Annotated in this window: 19 protein-coding genes; 11 read left to right on the forward strand and 8 right to left on the reverse strand. The window is 66.9% G+C overall.

Annotated elements, in window-relative coordinates; genetic code table 11:
* Positions 1-7: 7 nt before the first annotated feature.
* Positions 8-1,906, reverse strand: a complete 1,899-nt coding sequence (locus HNP47_RS03845) for a PPC domain-containing protein (protein WP_260394585.1) — start codon at positions 1,904-1,906, stop codon at positions 8-10.
* 92 nt (positions 1,907-1,998) lie between these two features.
* Here HNP47_RS03845 and HNP47_RS03850 point away from each other — a divergent pair, with 92 nt between their 5' ends.
* From HNP47_RS03850 to HNP47_RS03870, 5 genes are all read left to right on the forward strand, one after another.
* Positions 1,999-2,922 (forward strand): bifunctional methylenetetrahydrofolate dehydrogenase/methenyltetrahydrofolate cyclohydrolase, encoded by a 924-nt coding sequence (locus HNP47_RS03850; protein ID WP_184278399.1) that lies wholly within the window; start codon positions 1,999-2,001, stop codon positions 2,920-2,922.
* A 61-nt stretch (positions 2,923-2,983) separates the two neighbouring features.
* Positions 2,984-3,667 (forward strand): LemA family protein, encoded by a 684-nt coding sequence (locus HNP47_RS03855; protein ID WP_184278400.1) that lies wholly within the window; start codon positions 2,984-2,986, stop codon positions 3,665-3,667.
* The gene (locus tag HNP47_RS03860) at positions 3,664-4,488 is read left to right on the forward strand and encodes a TPM domain-containing protein (protein ID WP_184278401.1); all 825 of its coding nucleotides are present in this window, start codon (positions 3,664-3,666) and stop codon (positions 4,486-4,488) included. Before HNP47_RS03855 ends, HNP47_RS03860 begins: the two co-directional genes overlap by 4 nt.
* On the forward strand, positions 4,488-5,165 hold the full coding sequence (locus HNP47_RS03865; RefSeq protein ID WP_260394586.1) for a TPM domain-containing protein: 678 nt from the start codon (positions 4,488-4,490) through the stop codon (positions 5,163-5,165). Before HNP47_RS03860 ends, HNP47_RS03865 begins: the two co-directional genes overlap by 1 nt.
* Positions 5,166-5,237: 72 nt before the next feature.
* Positions 5,238-5,975, forward strand: a complete 738-nt coding sequence (locus tag HNP47_RS03870; protein ID WP_184278403.1) for an endonuclease/exonuclease/phosphatase family protein — start codon at positions 5,238-5,240, stop codon at positions 5,973-5,975.
* On the opposite strand, the gene HNP47_RS03875 is transcribed toward HNP47_RS03870, so the two are convergent.
* Positions 5,960-7,438 (reverse strand): phospholipase D-like domain-containing protein, encoded by a 1,479-nt coding sequence (locus HNP47_RS03875; RefSeq protein WP_184278404.1) that lies wholly within the window; start codon positions 7,436-7,438, stop codon positions 5,960-5,962. The two genes, HNP47_RS03870 and HNP47_RS03875, sit on opposite strands and share 16 nt — an antisense overlap.
* 157 nt (positions 7,439-7,595) lie before the next feature.
* Here HNP47_RS03875 and HNP47_RS03880 point away from each other — a divergent pair, with 157 nt between their 5' ends.
* From HNP47_RS03880 to pip, 5 genes are all read left to right on the forward strand, one after another.
* A complete protein-coding gene (locus tag HNP47_RS03880; protein WP_184278405.1) occupies positions 7,596-7,778 on the forward strand; it encodes a hypothetical protein in 183 nt (60 codons plus the stop codon).
* Positions 7,779-7,917: 139 nt separating this feature from the next.
* The gene (locus HNP47_RS03885) at positions 7,918-10,488 is read left to right on the forward strand and encodes a tipN (RefSeq protein WP_184278406.1); all 2,571 of its coding nucleotides are present in this window, start codon (positions 7,918-7,920) and stop codon (positions 10,486-10,488) included.
* A gap of 72 nt (positions 10,489-10,560) precedes the next feature.
* A complete protein-coding gene (locus HNP47_RS03890) occupies positions 10,561-11,166 on the forward strand; it encodes a hypothetical protein (protein WP_184278407.1) in 606 nt (201 codons plus the stop codon).
* A gap of 48 nt (positions 11,167-11,214) precedes the next feature.
* The gene (locus HNP47_RS03895) at positions 11,215-11,577 is read left to right on the forward strand and encodes a DUF423 domain-containing protein (RefSeq protein WP_184278408.1); all 363 of its coding nucleotides are present in this window, start codon (positions 11,215-11,217) and stop codon (positions 11,575-11,577) included.
* 26 nt (positions 11,578-11,603) lie between these two features.
* Complete coding sequence (gene pip, locus HNP47_RS03900) at positions 11,604-12,584, forward strand: prolyl aminopeptidase (protein WP_184278409.1); 981 nt, start codon at positions 11,604-11,606, stop codon at positions 12,582-12,584.
* Positions 12,585-12,633: 49 nt separating this feature from the next.
* Here the strand turns inward: pip and HNP47_RS03905 are convergent, their stop codons facing one another.
* Both HNP47_RS03905 and HNP47_RS03910 read right to left on the reverse strand, forming a co-directional pair.
* On the reverse strand, positions 12,634-13,032 hold the full coding sequence (locus HNP47_RS03905; RefSeq protein WP_055755196.1) for a DoxX family protein: 399 nt from the start codon (positions 13,030-13,032) through the stop codon (positions 12,634-12,636).
* 72 nt (positions 13,033-13,104) lie between these two features.
* Entirely contained in the window at positions 13,105-13,818 is a 714-nt protein-coding gene (locus HNP47_RS03910) for a pirin family protein (RefSeq protein ID WP_184278410.1), read from the reverse strand.
* Between the two features lie 120 nt (positions 13,819-13,938).
* Here HNP47_RS03910 and HNP47_RS03915 point away from each other — a divergent pair, with 120 nt between their 5' ends.
* The gene (locus tag HNP47_RS03915) at positions 13,939-14,865 is read left to right on the forward strand and encodes a LysR family transcriptional regulator (RefSeq protein ID WP_184278411.1); all 927 of its coding nucleotides are present in this window, start codon (positions 13,939-13,941) and stop codon (positions 14,863-14,865) included.
* Between the two features lie 3 nt (positions 14,866-14,868).
* Here the strand turns inward: HNP47_RS03915 and HNP47_RS03920 are convergent, their stop codons facing one another.
* Genes HNP47_RS03920 through HNP47_RS03935 form a run of 4 tightly spaced genes read right to left on the reverse strand, consistent with a single transcriptional unit; the run spans position 14,869 to position 17,456 of the window.
* Positions 14,869-15,165, reverse strand: a complete 297-nt coding sequence (locus HNP47_RS03920; RefSeq protein ID WP_184278412.1) for a hemolysin — start codon at positions 15,163-15,165, stop codon at positions 14,869-14,871.
* 21 nt (positions 15,166-15,186) lie between these two features.
* On the reverse strand, positions 15,187-15,543 hold the full coding sequence (locus HNP47_RS16270; protein WP_184278413.1) for a hypothetical protein: 357 nt from the start codon (positions 15,541-15,543) through the stop codon (positions 15,187-15,189).
* Positions 15,501-15,959 (reverse strand): DNA polymerase III subunit chi, encoded by a 459-nt coding sequence (locus HNP47_RS03930; protein ID WP_184278414.1) that lies wholly within the window; start codon positions 15,957-15,959, stop codon positions 15,501-15,503. The genes HNP47_RS16270 and HNP47_RS03930 overlap by 43 nt, the downstream gene beginning before the upstream one ends.
* Before the next feature lie 21 nt (positions 15,960-15,980).
* A complete protein-coding gene (locus tag HNP47_RS03935; RefSeq protein WP_184278415.1) occupies positions 15,981-17,456 on the reverse strand; it encodes a leucyl aminopeptidase in 1,476 nt (491 codons plus the stop codon).
* Positions 17,457-17,569: the final 113 nt, after the last annotated feature.

The raw sequence follows: 17,569 nt of genomic DNA on the forward strand, positions 1-17,569 counted from the left end.
AGGTCGATCAGCCGCCCGACTTGGGCGCCATCGCGGCGGGCGCATCATCGCGCGCCGAGGTCGATGCGCCGGCCGGTTGGCGCTCGACAGTCAGGGCATAGGCGCCCATCTGATTGGCCCCATAGGCGCGGGCGCGCACGACGTACCAGCCGTCGTCCGTCGCGGTCCAATCCAGCTTGGCGTGCGCGTCGGACAGGCTGTCGTCATCGGTGGCCAGGCTGGTGAAATCGCCGTCCTCATCCTGCTTGCCCAAGTCGATGAAGGAGTCGAAGGCGTTGGACACCATCGTCAGACGCAGCTTTTCATCCTTCTTGGCCTGGAAGCGATAGGCGTCGAAGAAGGCGCCTTCGTCGCTAAGCGCGGCGCTGTTCGACAGGGTTCCGCGCACGGTCGACCCGATCAGCAGGCTGCCGGGCTTGGGCTCTGGCCCCCGATCCAGCAACTCCAGCGAATACAGGCCCTTACCTTCCGCATCCAGCGGCATGGCGCGGACCACATAGTTACCGTCCGAAGGCAGGGTGAAGTTCAGCCTTGAGTCCGTGCCCTCGGCCAGGCCGTCGTCATCGCTGGCCAGGGCTTCGAACTCACCGTCGGCCTTGCCGATCTCCAGATAGGCGTCGAAGTCGCCGGACCGCAGGATCGCCTGCACACGCTGACCCTCCGTTCCGGCAAAGACATAGGCGTCATAGCGTTTGCCGTCGTCGCCCTGGGGATCTTCGTCGGTGATCTCGCCCTCCACGGTTTGACCCAGGGTCGCCGTGGTCGGCGGCGGCGGCGGCGCGGTTTGGGTCAGCTTCAGCGTATAGTCGCCCTCAGCCTCGTCGCTGAATCCTCGCGCCTCAATGATATAGTCGCCGTCGGCGTCCAAGGTGCGAGCGATGCGGGCGTCGGTGCCCGAGCCGGCGCCGTCATCATCCTCCGCAAGGACAGTATCGTCCGAAGCACGGCGAAGCGTCAGATAGGCGTCGAAGTCGCTCGACTTCATCTCGATGGCGACGCGCTGGCCGTTCGTCCCGGTGAAGCGATAGGTTTCCGCGCGCTGGCCGCCGTCGTTCGTGGCGCTGTCCGAGCCCAGTTCACCCTTGATCTCGTCACCGATCGCGATCGGCTTTGACGGCGGCGCGGGCGGCGCCTCGGCCAGGCCCAGCTCGTAGCGACCCAGCCCGTCTTCCAGCGACGTAGCCCGGATCACAAATTCGCCCGCGGTCGGCGCCGTGAAGGTCAACCGCGAATTCAGCCCGCCGCCGGGCGCATCGTCGTTCGAACTGATCTCGACGAAATCGGGACCGTTCATCCGCCCCACCCGCACCAGGGGATCGAAGGCCTCGGAATACAGCGTCACCACGAAACGATCGCCGGCGTTGGCGCGGAAGGCGTAGGCGTCATAGCGGCCGCCGTCTTCCTGCTCAGGATCGCGAGCCGTCAGTTCGCCGCTCTGGGTCGCCCCGACCCGAATGCCGCCGGGTCGCGGCGCACGCGGCGGCGCCGGGCGTTCCTGCAACGATAGACGATAGTCGCCGCCGTCCAGTCCGCTCAGCGTCCGGGCCCTCAGAACATAGGTCCCCGCCTGCTCCGGCGTGAACCGCAGCCGCGCATTGGTGCCGTCCCCCAACCCGTCGTCGTCGGACGCCAGCGGCTCGCCCGCTGCGGCGTCGTCGTAGACTTCCAGATAGGCGTCGAAAGCGTCCGATCTCAGCGTAGCTTCCAGCCGCTGCCCCGCCCGCGCCACGATCCGATAGTCGTCGTAGCGATATTCGTCATCCGCCGCCTGAGCGTCGCCGTCCGTCAGGGCGCCGTTCACATTGGCGCCGATGCGCAGCGACTGCGCGTCCTGGGCCACGGCCGGCGCGACCGCCCACAACAGGGCCATGGTGCTGACAGCGGCGGCGAGCGACGGACGGTTCATGAATTCCTCCAGCATAGGCTGCGGATCATAGACGCCGAACCGTGACGGCTGTAAATCGCCGCCATCCTGATTTCCCGCCAGACGGAGCTGCCATGTCGGCCCAATCCACGCCTGCGACCCTGATCGACGGCAAGGCCTTCTCGGCCACCCTGGTGGACCGCGTCGGCGCTGCCGTCGCCCGGTTGGAGGCCGCGCACGGCGTCAAACCCGGTCTGGCCGTCGTCATCGTCGGCGAGGACCCCGCCAGCCAGATCTACGTCCGCAACAAGGGCGAGACGACCCTGCGCGCCGGCATGCGCTCCGACACCCACCGCCTGGCCGAATCGACCCGCCAGGACGAGCTGCTGGCCCTCATCACCCAGTTGAATGCGGATGCCGGCATCCACGGCATCTTGGTCCAGCTGCCCCTGCCCGCCCACATCGACGCGACGGTGGTTCTGGACGCCATTTCGCCGGACAAGGATGTGGACGGCTTTCACGTCGTGAACGCCGGTCGTCTAGCCGTCGGCCTGCCGGGTCTGGTCCCCTGCACCCCCTTGGGCTGTCTGATGCTGCTGAAGGATCAGCTCGGCGATCTGTCAGGCCTGAACGCCGTCATCGTCGGCCGTTCCAACATCGTCGGCAAGCCGATGGCGCAACTACTGCTGGGCGAAAGCTGCACGGTCACCGTCGCCCATTCACGCACGCGGGACCTGCCCGACGTCTGCCGCCGCGCCGACATTCTGGTCGCCGCCGTCGGTCGGCCCGAGATGATCAAGGGCGACTGGATCAAACCGGGCGCCACAGTCATCGACGTGGGCATCAACCGCGTCCCCTCGGCCGATCCCGTCAAGGCCGCCGAGGGCAAGACCCGCGTTGCTGGCGACGTGGCCTTCAAAGAGGCGGTCGAGGTCGCCGGCCGCATCACCCCGGTGCCGGGCGGCGTGGGACCCATGACCATCGCCTGTCTGCTGGCCAACACCTACTCGGCCGCCTGCCGCCTCAACAATATCCAACCGGAGCCATTGGACGCTTGATGCATTCATTGGGCCGGTGAATAGTCCCGCTCAACGGCGCTATCGCCGAACGGGAGATGTCATGGTCCGCTTCAACGCTCGCGCCGTCGCTCTGACCGGCGCTCTGATGATCGTCCCCGCCGTGGCGGGCTGCGGCTACAACACCATTCCAACCAAGCAGGAACGCGCCGAGGCGGCCTGGGCCGATGTGCAGAGCCAGTATCAGCGCCGCGCCGACCTGATCCCCAATCTGGTCGCGACAGTTCAAGGCGCCGCGATCCAGGAACGCACGACCCTGACGGACGTCATCAACGCCCGCGCCCGCGCCACCTCGGTCAACGTCTCGGCCGACGACCTCGATAATCCGCAGGCCTTCCAGCAGTATCAAGAGGCCCAGGGCCAACTGTCCGGCGCCCTGTCACGCCTGCTGGTCACGGTCGAGGCCTATCCGCAACTTCAGGCCAATCAGAACTTCCTGACCCTTCAGTCGCAACTGGAAGGGACTGAAAACCGCATTCAGATCGCGCGCCGCGACTACAATGAGGCCGTTCGCGACTACAACACGACGCTTCGCACGTTCCCGCAGGTGATCTGGGCCAAGACCCTGCATGGCGGGTCGCAGCCGATGCAGTTGTTCACCGCCACCGCCGCCGCCCAGTCGGCGCCGCAAGTCAACTTCAACCTGAACGCCCCGACCGCCAACGCTTCGGCGCCTGGCGGCGGCGCACCGGCCGTGGCGCCGGGCGCGACCCCGCCCGCCCAGTGACAAACCTTCAAGCGGCGGCGCGGCGTTCGCCGGGCGTCGCCGCCCTCCTTTTCAGCCTTGTCGTCGCCTTGCTGCTGGTTCTGCCGGCGGCGGCGCAGAGCAAGATCGACTTCCCGCCCCTGACCGGCCGCGTGGTCGATCAGGCCAATCTGATCGATCCGGCGACGGAACAGGCCCTGACCGAAAAGCTCGCGGCGTTGGAAGCCAGTTCGACCGACCAGTTGGTCGTCGTGACGGTCAACAGCCTTCAGGATCAGGAGATCGAGGACTACGGCTATCAGTTGGGTCGCGCCTGGGGCATCGGCCAGAAGGAAAACGACAACGGCGCCCTGCTGATCGTCGCGCCGAATGAACGCAAGGTCCGCGTCGAGGTCGGCTATGGGCTGGAGCCCATTCTGACCGACGCCTTCTCGTCCCAGGTCATTCGCAACGCCATCTTGCCGTCCTTCCGCGACGGCGACTACCAAGCCGGCGTGATCAAGGGCGTGGACGCCCTGATCGCCCAGTTGTCGCTCGACCCGGTGGAGGCGCAGGCGCGCGCCCAGGCCGCCGCAGCCGAGCAAGCCGACACCAAGGGCGACTCTATCATTCCGCTGGTCATCATCGCTGGGCTTTTCTTGTTCATCTTCTTGATCGCCATGCGGTCCGGAAGCGGACGACGCAGCAATGTCAGCTCGGTCCTGCTGTGGGCGGCGTCAGAGGCGCTGCGGAACTCCGGCAGAGGCGGCGGCGGTTGGGGCGGCGGCGGCGGCTTTGGCGGTGGCGGGTTCGGCGGCGGAGGCGGCAGTTTCGGCGGCGGCGGCGCGTCGGGGGGATGGTGATGCAGATCACGGACAACGACCGCACCCGCATCGCCGAAGCCATAGCAGCGGCCGAGCGTCAGACGTCAGGTGAAATCTTCTGCGTCGTCGCGCGTCGTGTCTCGACCTATGTGGACGTCAGCCTGGCCTGGGCGGCGGCGATGGCGCTTTTGGCCCCAATCGTCTTCGTTCCGGTCGTGCTGGATCTTCGCTGGCCCAGCGATGGCTGGGAGGCGGCTCACCAGGCGGCGCAGGACGCCACGACGGCGCAGGCCCTGGGCCTCTACGCCCTGTCGCAGGCCGTCGTCTTCGTTGCTGTCTTTCTACTGACCCGTATCCCAGCCGTGCGCCGGCTCGTGACGCCCGCCGGCGTCAGGCGCGGCCGCGTCAGGGAGGCGGCCTTGCAGCAGTTCCTGGCCCAAGGCGTCCATGTCACGCAGGAGCGCACGGGCGTGCTGATCTTCGCGGCGATGGACGATCATCAGGTCGAACTGATCGCCGATGAGGGCATCTACGCCAAGGTCGATGAGGACGCCTGGGCTCAGGCCGTCGCCGTCCTCACCCGCGAACTGCGCGCCGACCACCCCGTTGATGGCTTCGCCGCCGCCATCGGTCTGTGCGGCGAGGTTCTGGCCCGCCACTTTCCACCGCGCGCCGACAATCGCAACGAGTTGCCCGATCATCTGATCCTGCTCTGATCGTCGCATCGGGGTCGCATTCGCGCGCCAGAAGGCCTAGCCCACGGTCAACGTTCAAACAGCCGCCAGCTCATGCCTCGCCTTCTTACCTACAATGTCCACCGCTGCGTCGGCACGGATCGCCGTCTGGATGTCGGCCGGATCGTCGCCGTCATCGCCGAGTTCGAGCCGGACATCGTCTGCCTGCAGGAACTGGACGTGGGCCGCGCGCGCACGGGCGGGGTCGATCAGGCTGAGGCGATCGCCGACGGTCTGGCCATGACCTCGCGCTTTCACCCGGCGATGCGCGTCGAATCCGAACAGTACGGCGACGCCATCCTGACCCCGCATCCAGAACGGCTGATCCGCGCCGGCGCCCTGCCGACCGTGAGCGGCATTCCGGGCCTGGAGCCGCGCGGCGCGATCTGGTCGGAAATCGAGATCGACGGCACGGCCGTCAACGTCATGAACACCCACCTGGGCCTCGTCCCGCGCGAGCAGCGGCTTCAGGCCGCCGCTCTGGCCGGATCCGGCTGGGTCGGCGGATGCGAGGGACCGATCCTGCTGGCCGGCGATTTCAACGCAACTTCGATCACCCGCCCCTATCAGACCCTGTGCCGCAGCCTGCAGGACTGCCAGCGTCAGTTGGGCCAGAGGCCTAGCGTAAAGACCTTCCCGTCGGCCTTCCCCGCCATTCGTATCGACCACTGTTTCGTCAGCCCGCATATCCGCATCCGCGCGGTGCGATCCGCCTTCTCGCCTTTGGCCCGCGTCGCCTCGGACCACCTGCCGCTGATCGTCGATTTCGAGGTCGTTCAACCCGGCGCGTGACCGCCCTCGGACGCCGGTCGCGTGCGTTGCGAACGGTTCAGGCGCTTCCAAGGCCGCCAGGCGTCGCTGGACGACGTCGGGTCGCCCAACTGCCATTCCGCAAACATCCGCTGGATACGCGTCGGCGGCTCTGAGCCCAGCGGCTTCAGCCGATCGGTTTCGAAGTTGCAGATCGCCTGCCCCGCCGAGCCGAAGACGCCCTCGACCGCGGCATAGTCCTCCGTCGCGACGCCCAGCCAATGGGCGATCGTCCGGTGACGGTACGCCGTAATGAAGGCCCGACCGGCCGCATCGACAGGCTCGGCGGCGATGTCGCATTCTGTATCCAGGCCCATCGACCGGTTGTTCAGATTGGTGGACCCGATCCGGAGCAGCCGATCATCAATGATGGTCACCTTGGCATGGACGATGATCCGGTCGCCGTCGGCGGTCAGCGGGGCGAAGGCGAAGAAGCGGTTGTACTTGTCCGCCTGCTCCAGCCGGTGCAGCACCTCGGCCCGCGCCGTGTCCATCGTCATGCTGTCGAACCAGCTCGGGCTCTTGGCGGTCGAGATGACGATGACCTGCGGCCCCTCCACCTCGGCCAGTCGTTCGGCCAGAGCGGCGGCGATGACGGGCGAGGTAAAATACTGGTTCTCGATATAGATCAGCCGCTTGGCGCGCCGGATTGATTCCAGGTGCAAGGCTTCGCTCTCGCGCACCTCATGCCGCCCCGACCATTTCGGCTCTGTGCGGGCGATGCCGACGGGCACGTCGGTCATCTGCACTGGCACGCCGTCGGGCCAGGGATCGTCCTCGACCTCGTCCGGGATGGTGCGCTCCCACGTCGCCTTGAACCAGCGCTCGCGCGCCATATCGCCCAGCGCACGCGCCGCAGGGCCGTCCATCACGCTCATCACCTCATGACGCGCCTTGCAGATCAGGCCGCTAGGAAGGGCGCGGCGCGGGTCGCCGTCCAGATGTTCGTCTGAATCCCAGCGATCGGTCGAGATGTCGCCGCCGCCGCAGAAGGCCACCTTGTCGTCGATGACCACCACCTTTTGGTGATGGCAGGCGCCGATAGGACCGGGTGAATCGAGCCGGAACTCCACCATCCGCTTACGGAACCAGCGCTGCGCCTTGTGCGGATAGAAGCCTTGCGACGCGGCGATCAGCAGCGGCGATTTCCAGATGAGCAGTCGCACATCCAGATCCGGCTTCTTCTTGACCAGCATCCGCAGCTGGCGACCGATCTCGGCCGATTTGTCGCCGGGCCGCGTCTCCGGATCCAGATGAGTGCGCGGATCGAACTGCCATCCCAGCAGCACAATGGACCGTTGGGCCTTGTGGATCGCAGACGACAGGGCGTCGAAATAGGCCTCGTTTTCCATCAGCACCGAAAAACGGTGCGCGACGGCGGACGTCCACAGGGCGGGCCCCGGCTCAAGCAGACTGCCTTCGTAACTGTCGCCGGCTAAAGTCATGCGACCTATCTGTCTGATTCGCGTGACATGGTGTCGAAGCGCCTGCATCCTCCGTTTCACGCGCGTGTCCCTCGGTCAATCTTTCAGGGCGGGATTGTGACGTTCGCCGATTTGGCGCATAAAGAGCGTAGCCATGCAGGCTGCGAGGGAGGGTAGAATGCAGGCGCTTGTCGAACTGATCGCTGGCTTCATCGCCCTGCTGGCCGCCGCCGTCCTGACGCAGTTCGGGGTCGACACCCACAACCCCAACCACGGCGACCGCGAAGTGCGCCGTGTGGTGGAGTGCCGTGACACCGGCTCCAACACCACGCTGCTTTCCGAATCCAAGCGCGACTGCTGAACGCTGCGGCGCTTTGCGCGCTGCATGACGCGGTTCATCGACAGGTTGCGGGCTTGAGTCGGTTTCGTCCGCATCGATCATGCTCTAGGGTTTCCTCGGCGCTGTCGGACGCCCGCGTAGAGATCGAGTTTTTGAGCTTATGAAGTCTCCCAAACGGCCGCCGCTGAAGCTGACCGATGACGAGGCCGTCGCGCCGGTCGAGCTTTCGACCTCAGACGAAATGCCGGTTGATGAGGCGACACCGTCGCTCGACCCGATCCCCGAGCCTGATTTCGAAATCGTGCAGCCGACGTTCGAGCCCCCGATGTCGGAGCGTCGTCGCCGTCGCCTGCTGGAAGAGCAACGGCTGGCTGAGGAACGCGCCTTGGCCGCCGCCTCCGTCGACAGGAAACCGACGCCAGAAGCTTCCGTCGACATGGCCGTCACCGCCGGTCAGCCGCCCTCGCCGTTCGTGCCGTCCAAACCGCCTGCTGTGAAAACCGTTCACGCCAAGGCCCAGGCCGAGCCGTCAGGGCGCCACGCCTATGTGATCGCAGGCGTCGCCTCCGCCCTGTGGATCGGCGGCGTCGCGTCCTGGGCCGCTTATGAGTTCGGCGCCGGCGGGGCGGAACTGGACCCGCTGCGGATCGCCATATACGCCCTGATCGCCTTGGCCCCTGCGGGCCTGGCCATCATGCTGGCCCATGCCGTCCGACAGGGCGCCGGTCTGGCCGCAGAGACGCGCCGCGCCCGCCAACTGGCCGAGGCCCTGGTGGCCCCGACCGCCCTGGCCGCCCAGCAGACCGGCGAGGTGCTTCAGTCCCTGCGTTCCGACATCGATCACGCCACTTTGGCGGCGGAACGCGCACGCAACGACATGGCCCTGCTCCGAGAGGCGCTGGCCCAGGAGACAACGCGCCTGAACGAGGCGGCCGAGAACGCCGGCCGCACCGCGCGTCGGCTGACCGAGAACCTGGGCCGCGAGCGAGACCAAATGCAGACGCTGGGCATCCATCTGGATACGCAGGCGTCGGGCGTCATCGACGCGGTCGAGCGGCAGTCGCGCATGGTCGCCGATGCCTCCGATTTGGCCCAGGCGCAACTCCGTGAAGCTGAAGCCGCCCTCGCCGCGCGCGCCGCCGACCTCGCCGCCGCTGCCGGAGAAGCCCAGGACGCCGCCCGCGTGGCCTCCGAGGATCTGGCGCGCCAGACCATCCGACTTGAGAACGCGGGTTCGGGCGTCGCCGAACAGATCCACTCCGTCGAAGAAGGCCTCAGCCAACAGCGCGCCGCCCTGGTCACCGCCGCCTACGCCCTGCGCACCGATCAGGAGGACTTCTCCGCCCAGGTCGAAAGCCAGCGCGCTCAGTTGATCGAACATCTGTCCGCTACGCGCAGCGCCGCAGGCGATCTGGATCGCAGCACCCAGACCTCGGTCGAGTCCATGCGCGATCTGGTCGAGGCGGCCACCGATCAGTTCCGCGCTCTCGTCGACATGTCGCAACGCGAGGCCGATGGTTTCGATTCCGCCACAAAGCTCGCCCTGGATCGCTTCGAAGCCCTGGCGGCCGAGGCGCGCGACGCTTTGATGGAGGAGACACGCCGAGCCCTGGAGCAGATGCGCGCGACGGCCGAGGATTCCCGCGCCGCCGCCGCCGACGCCGCCGAACAGGCGCGTCTGCGCACCGACCGCCTGGGCGAATCCTTGTTCGACGCGGCCCAAAAGGCAGACAACGCCGCCGACGCCCGCATTGCCGATGCCCGCCGCATCGTCACCGAAACGTCCGGCCTGGTCGAAGAAACCGGCGAGCGGATGGTCAGCCGGCTGGAAACCCTGGTCGCACGTCTGAACAGCGCATTGTCGGAAATCGACACCGCCGTCGCCGACATCGACGAACGCGCCGCGCGCCTGCCTCAAGAAGCTCGCGCCCGCGCCGACGCCGTGCGCGCCACGGTCGAGGAAGGCCTGGCGTCCCTCTCCGCCGCCTCACGCAAGGCGGCCGAGGACACCGAGGCGCTGGATGTCGGCTTCCAGGATCGCGTGCGCCGGAACTACGACATGCTGACCGAGGCCGTGCGTCTGATGGGCGTGGTGTCGGGCGATACGACGCCGGCGCGTCGTCGCGAGCCGGCCGCAGAGATCGAAGCCCGTCCCGAACCCCGTTCCGAGCGCCGGATCGATCGCCCGACGCCTCCCGCCTCGCCGCCCGCCGAAGAGCGCCGGTTTGGTCTGCGCAGCCGCCTGCGCCTCGAGCCCGCTGAGACGCCGCCGCCGTCTGCGGACAAGGGCCTGGACTGGAGCGATCTGATCGACGGCGACGACGACAACGAGGCCCCGCTGGAGCTGGACACGCCCTCCCCTTCGCCTGCCGAGGCCGAAGCCCTGTCCGACCGGGTCGCCGCGGCGATCCGGCGCATGGGGGTCGATCCCAACGCCCTCCTGCCCCGCTCGCGAGTCGAAGAGGCCGCCCGCGCCTTCAGCAGCGGCGACCCCGACGCCGCGCGTCAGATCGTGCGTCGAGTCGCCCCGGCCGCTGTGCGCAGCGTGTCTCGCCGCGTCCTCAGCGACGCCGAACTGCGCGCTGACGCCGAACGCTATGTCCGCAACTTCGCGGTCATGCTGAACGCTTCGGCGCGCGCCGGAGACAGCGCGGCGGTGCAGTCCAGCCTGGCGTCCGACAGCGGTCGCGCCTTCATGTTGCTGGATGCGGCGGTCGGCGACCTGGGCTAAGACTTTTGCGGACTTGACGGCGTCGGGAAGTTACAGCCACTTGCACGTCACCGAACTGTCATGGATGGGGCTATGACTGGCACGATGAACGAAATCGGCAGTCGAACGAGCGGCGATCGCCGCCCTGGCATCATCATATGCGCCTATGACGGCGATGATGACGGGTGGGACCTGGTCGAGGATCTGTCGGGCGAAATCTGGAGCCCCAGCGGGGCCCGCGCTGTGCCTATCGCCGCCGCCGATCCCGACGAACTGGCCTCGACCCTGGCCGCCCGTCTCGGCAGCGGGGAATGCCGGGCCGTCCTTCTGGTCGGACGCACGCAAAAGGGCGCAGGCTTCCGGGTCCAGATGCGCGCTGAAAACCGCACTCTCGACTACAAGCACCGCCTGTCCAGCACCGGGCCGGGCGTGGCCCGCACCACGGCGCCCGTCGCCGACATGGTCCGCGCCCTGACCGCCGCCGGGCTGCAGGCCGACGCCTCGTCTGACATCGAGGAAGACGCCGGCTCCTACCTTCTCTACCGCGTGCTCTCGGACCTGCCGGATGGGCCGCTGACGCCGTCGATCGGCCTGTTGCGTGCGCCCGCCCCTGCCAATGAGGCGGCCGTGCGAAAAGGCGTCAAGGCCGCCGCCTCGGCCATGGCCAGCCACCTGACGCCGCTGCCGCGTGTCGGATAACCTTCCTGGGTCGCAGACATCGGCGAACTGGCGGTCTAGGGTTTTCGGATGACAGTGAGTCGCAATCTGATCGTCTTCGCCGCCCTGAACGGCGCCCTGGCCGTGGCGCTGGGCGCCTTCGCCGCGCACGGCGCTGGGCCGCAGATCAAGACCCTGCTGACCACCGGCGCCCAGTATCAGATCGTCCACGCCGTCTTCGCCTTCGCTTGCGCCCAATGGACAGGGGGCGGCGGGTTGGCGCGGCTTGCAGGCTGGCTTGGATCGATCGGCGGCCTGATTTTCTGCCTCGCCCTGGCGGCGATCGCCTTTCTGGGCGTGCCGGCGTTCGGCGCCGTGGCCCCGATCGGCGGCCTGCTGATGATCGCCGGCTGGCTATGCCTGGCCTTCACGGCCTCGCGTTCTCGCTCCTAATCTTCTCGTAGAAAGACCAAGCATCCATGGCCTTCCCCACGCCCGCCGAGCCGCGTCGTGTGCTCCACCCTGAAATCGAGGCCTACGCCTCGGGCTGGATGACGACCGAGGGCGTGCATGAAATCTACTACGAGGAATCGGGCAATCCGCACGGTTTGCCGGTCCTGGTTCTGCACGGGGGGCCTGGCGGCGCGGTCAATCCGGGCATGCGCCGCTTCTTCGACCCGGCCGTCTATCGCATCATCATGTTCGACCAGCGCGGCTGCGGTCAGTCGCGGCCCCACGCCTCGCTGGAAGACAACACGACCTGGGCCCTGATCGACGACATCGAGCGTCTGCGCGCCCTGTGCGGCGTCGACAAATGGGTGGTGTTCGGCGGGTCCTGGGGATCGACCCTGTCGATGGTCTACGCCATCACCCATCCTGAGCGGGTCATCGCGCTGCTGCTGCGCGGCATCTTCCTGCTGACGAAGAAGGAGTTGCACTGGTTCTATCAGGACGGCGCGTCGATGATCTTCCCGGACGCCTGGGAGCGCTTCGTCGCCCCCATCCCCGAGGCCGAGCGCGGCGACCTGATGGCCGCCTATTACAAGCGGCTGATCGGCGATGACGTCGCCGAGCGCGAACGCTGCGCCGTCGCCTGGTCCAGTTGGGAGGGCGAGACCGTCAGCGTCGAGGGGCCCAACGCCCGGCCGGACAGGTTCGCCGAGCCCGACTTCGCCGTCGCCTTCGCCCGGATCGAAAACTGGTTCTTCACCAACGCCGGCTTCTTCGATGAGGACGGCTGGCTGCTGAAGAATGTCGACCGGATGCGGCATATCCCGTGCTGGATCGCGCAGGGGCGGTTCGACGTGGTGACGCCGATTTCAGGCGCCTGGGCGCTGCATCGCGCCTGGCCCGAGGCCCATCTGGACATCGTCGGCGACGCAGGCCACGCCTCGTCGGAACCGGGCATCGTCGACAGCCTGGTGCGCGCCGCCGACTGGGCCGCGAGCCTCAAGGCATGAAATAAGCCGCCGCGCAGGACAGCGTGGCGGCTATTCTCATTCTGACAAATCAGAAGCGTTTTGCGGTTCGATTGTCGATGCTCCACGCGCCCGGACCGGCGGTGAAGATGTACAGGAAGATGAAGCAGTACAGGATGGCCGCGTCGCCGCCGTTCACCGCCGGATACGGGCTGCTGGGGAAGTGGAACATCCAATAAGCCACAGCCATCTGGCCCGAAGCGATGAAGGCGGCCGGACGCGTGAACAGACCTAGGATAAGCAACAGGCCCGTGATCAGCTCGATCACCCCACCGATGCCGAACAGCGACAGCAACTCCTGCTGACCGGGCTCGGCCCCGGCCGGAAAGCCGAAGACCTTGATGACGCCATGCGCTAGGAACAACAGACCGGCGACGATCCTGAGCGCCGCCAGGGCGCGGGAAGACCAGCCATTCACCTGATTGAACATTCTCTTTCCTCGCCTTTTTGATGCGGTTGTTCACGGTCGGATAGGGTCCGACCGTGAAGCTTGTTCCGAAAATCAGGCGGCGTCCACCAGCACGATCTCGGCGTCGGACAGCGCCTTGACCGTCACGACATCCTCCTGAGCGATGGCCGCGCCATCACGGGCGTTCAACCGGACGCCATTGACCTCGACCTCGCCCTTCGCCGGGACCAGATAGGCCCGCCGCGCACCGCCCAGCGGATAGTCGGCGCTGTCGCCTGCCTTCAGCGTCGCCGCCACGATCCGCGCATCGGTGCGGATCGGCAGGGCGCCCCCGCCGCTCTCGGAAGTGTCGCCTTCGAAGCCCGAGGCCAGGACCACGAACTGGCCCGACCGCTCGCCCTTGGGGAAGGGCTTGGTGCCCCAACTCGGCGCATCCCCGCGTCGGGTCGGCTCGATCCAGATCTGGAAGATCCGCGTCAGGTCCGGCTCAGCGTTGTATTCGGCATGACGGATGCCGGTTCCGGCGCTCATCACCTGGACATCGCCCGCGACGGTGCGGCCCTTGTTGCCCAGACTGTCCTCATGGGTGATGGCCCCATCGCGGACGTAGGTGATGATCTCCATGTCGGCATGCGGATGCGGCGGGAAGCCCGTTCCGGCGGCGATCTCGTCGTCGTTCCAAACCCGTAGGTTGCCCCAGCTCATCCGCTTGGGATCATAGTAGTTCGCGAAGGAGAAATGGTGTTTGGCGTTCAGCCAGCCGTGGTTGGCGCCGCCGAGGGATTCAAATGGTCTGCGCTCGATCATCGCACTCGTCCTTTCGCGTCGGAACCGTCCGACGCCTTTGCTTGACGCCAAGATAGAGATCGGCGACCGATCAGAAATAGAAACAACCGAAACTCATCGTTTCAGGACGCGAGGCCGCCCATGTCCCGCCTGCCCGATCTGGAAGCCCTAGCCATCTTCGCCAAGGTCGCCGACAGCCAATCCTTTTCCGGCGCAGCCGAGACGCTGGGCCTGTCCAAGGCCACGGTGTCCAAGGCGGTCACACGCCTGGAACAGCAGCTGAAGACCACCCTGCTTCACCGCACCTCGCGCCGCTTCGCCCTGACCGATGCAGGCCGAACCCTGGCCGCCCGCGCCGCCCACATGTTGGCCGAGGCCGAGGGCGCGGTGTCAGAGGCGCTGGACATGTCCATCACGCCGCGTGGCCTCGTGCGACTGGCGGCGCCCATGTCGTTCGGCATGGCCTATGTGGCCCCGGCCCTGCCCGAGTTCCTCGCCACCCACCCCGACGTATCGGTCGACTTGCATCTGTCGGACGAGGTCATCGATCTGGTCGGCGGCGGCTTCGACTGCGCGCTTAGGATCGCCGCCCTGGCCGATTCCTCGCTGACGGCGCGCAAGCTGCGGCCTGTGGCCCGCGCCCTGGTGGCCTCGCCGTCCTATCTCGATCAGCGGGGTCGCCCCACTCATCCCGACGATCTGGCCCGTCACGCCTGCCTCGGCTACGCCTACATGCCCAGCCCGGACACCTGGCGGTTCAGCAATGAGGCGGGTGAAGAAGTGGTGGTGCATCCACGCGGGCCGTTGCGCGCCAACAACTCCGACGCCCTGACGGCGTCGTTGTGCGCAGGCCTGGGGCTCTTTCCCCAGCCGGACTTCATCTACTGGAAGGACGTCGCCGACGGCCATCTCGAGGCGGTGATGACCGACTGGCGCCTGCCGCCCATCGCCCTTCATCTGGTGGCGCCCAGCGGCGGACCGCGCCCGGCCAGGGTCACGGCCTTCATGGACTATCTGGCGGCGAAGTTCAGCGGACCGCTGTGGCCGGGCGATACGGTGGGGCGCTAACGCTCAACCGCACTTCACTTCACGCACGATGTTCGTCGCCTCGTCATAGACGAAATTCACCCGGTTCTCGCGATAGTCCATGGTCGCGGCGCAAGTGGTGCAGAGCACGCGGAACGTCTGGCCGGCGGGCGCGGTCGGGATAGTCGAGCGGTTGCGGCCGACATAGCTCTGATAGTCCGAAACCTTGCACGCCTTGAAAGCGGTGTCCGATCCGGGCGCAGGTTCGGCGGTCTGGACCGGCGCGCAGGCCGACACGGCCAAGGCGCCAGCGGCCAACAGGGTGCTCACGATGATCTTCATGGTCGTCTCCTTGCGTCGGGCTCAGCCGCAGCGGACCTGTTCGATGATGCCGGTCTGTTCATTGTAGAAGATGTTCAGACGATAGGCGGAGAAGTCCTGCGTCACCGGGCAGGTGGTGCAGGTCACCCGCCGATTGACGACGTCCACGGGCACCGGGATTTCGGTCCGGGACTTGCCCACCAGATACTGCATCTCGCCGGCCTTGCAGACGTCCTCCGTCTGGGCGGTCGGCATCCGGCTTCCGATGGGCGGGTTCAGCTGGGCCTGCTCGACAGCGCGCGGCGCAGGCGCCTCGGAGACCGGCGTCGAACAGCCGGCCAGCAGAACCAGTCCGATCAGGCCGCCTTTTCCCAGCGCCCTTCGTCCGTTTGACGCCAATAGGCCAGGTTCGCGCCCTGCCCCTTCAGCGCCTTCCAGCGTCCCCGCGCGTTTTGCAAAGCCGGCTCGTCGCGACCGTCGAAAATAATGAAGCATCGTTCGAACCCTTCCGTCCCGCCCAGTTCTGCGTCGTCGACTATGAACAGCGCCTGAGCGCCGTTCAGGTTCTCGCCCGTCTCGCTCAACAGCACAGGCTGGCGCTCGGCATGGGGCTGGTCAGCCCGGCCGTGCGGCAAGAAACTGTCATCGCGAAACGTCCACAGCGTCTCGTCGACCTCATCCAGTCGATGCGAATGCGACGATTTGATCATGGCCCTCCAGCCCCGCTCGATCGTCTTTTCGAGCAGGGTTGGCAGCACCTGATCCAGCGATGAACGCTCCAGGTGATAGAACCAGATTTCGGGCTTGTCGCTCACCCGGCTCTACCTCCCGACCGATCAGCCTTCGTAGGAATCCGCGACCATCCGGTCCAGCGTGCGCACGGCGAAGCCGACGCCGCCTTCCGGCACGGTGGGGCTGGGGCTCTTGTTGGCCCAGGCCGTCGGGGCGATGTCCAGGTGCGCCCACGGCACGCCGTTTGTGAAGCGTTGCAGAAACAGGGCGGCGGTGATCGAGCCGCCGGCGCGGCCGTTGCCGGTGTTCTTCACATCGGCGATCTTGGAATCGATGTGCTGCTCGTAGATGGCCGGGATCGGCATGCGCCAGAAGTTCTCGCCAACCTTCTTGGCCGCCGCCAGGATCGGATCGGCGACATCGTCAGAGTTCGAGAAGACGCCGGCGTAATCCAGGCCCAGGGCGACGATCATGGCGCCCGTCAGGGTGGCCAGGTCGATCATGAACTTCGGCTTGAAACGCTCCTGCGTATACCAGAGGGCGTCGGCCAAGACGAGGCGACCTTCGGCATCGGTGTTGATGACCTCCACCGTCTGACCCGACATGGACACGACCACATCGCCCGGACGCTGGGCGTTGCCGTCCGGCATGTTCTCGACCAGGCCCAGAACGCCGATGACATTGGCCTTGGCCTTGCGGCTGGCCAGGGCGATCATGGTTCCGGTCACGGCGGCCGCGCCGCCCATGTCCCACTTCATGTCTTCCATGCCGTCCGCCGGCTTGATCGAAATGCCGCCGGTGTCGAAGCAGACGCCCTTGCCGACGAAGGCCAGCGGCTGCGCGCCGGCTTCGCCGCCGTTCCACTTCATGATCGCCAGCTGGCTTTCGCGACGGCTGCCCTGGCCCACACCCAGAAGGGTGCGCATGCCCAGCTTCTCCATCTCGGCCTCGCCGAGGATTTCGACCTCCAAACCCAGGCTCTCCAGCGCCTTCACCCGCTTGGCGAACTCGGCCGGATACAGGACGTTGGCGGGTTCGGACACCAGGTCGCGCGCGAAGATCACGCCGTCTGCGACGGCCGATAGCGGCTCCAGCGCGGCTTCCGCGCCCCGCAGGTCGGTCGTGACCACGCGGATGGCGGTGATCGACGGAATCTTGTCAGCCTTTTGCGTCGTGCGATATTTGTCGAAGCGATAGGCGGCCAGACGCGCGGCGAAACCGACGCGGGCAGCCTGCTCAGGCGACAGGTCCGAAGCGTCGATCGTCAGCACCTGGGCGCCCGACAGCTTGACCGCCGCATAGGCGTTGCCGCCGAAAGCCTCAACCGCCAGGTCGTCCAACTTGTCCTTGGCGCCGGCGCCGACCAGCAGCACGGCGTCGGCCTCGACGCCCGCCGGCGCGGCGATGCTCAGGCTCTGCCCTGCCTTGCCGGTGAAACGGCCCTTGCCCGCCGCCTTGGTCAGGGCGCCGTTGGCCTTGCCGTCCAGCGCGGTCCCTGCGGCGGTGAAGGTGCGATCTTCAAAAACCGGAACGGCCAAAATCTCGGCGGCGTCCACGGCGGCGACGAATTCGATCTTCATTCAATCAACTCCAGCCAGGCCCCACCCGGCGTCTGCAAACAGCAAAATGACAACGGCGCGTCTGCTTGTCGCGGACGCGCCCTGATGTGCTACTAGATGCGCCTCAATATCGC

The sequence above is a fragment of the Brevundimonas vesicularis genome (genome assembly GCF_014204545.1).
In the GTDB taxonomy this organism is placed as follows: domain Bacteria; phylum Pseudomonadota; class Alphaproteobacteria; order Caulobacterales; family Caulobacteraceae; genus Brevundimonas; species Brevundimonas vesicularis_B.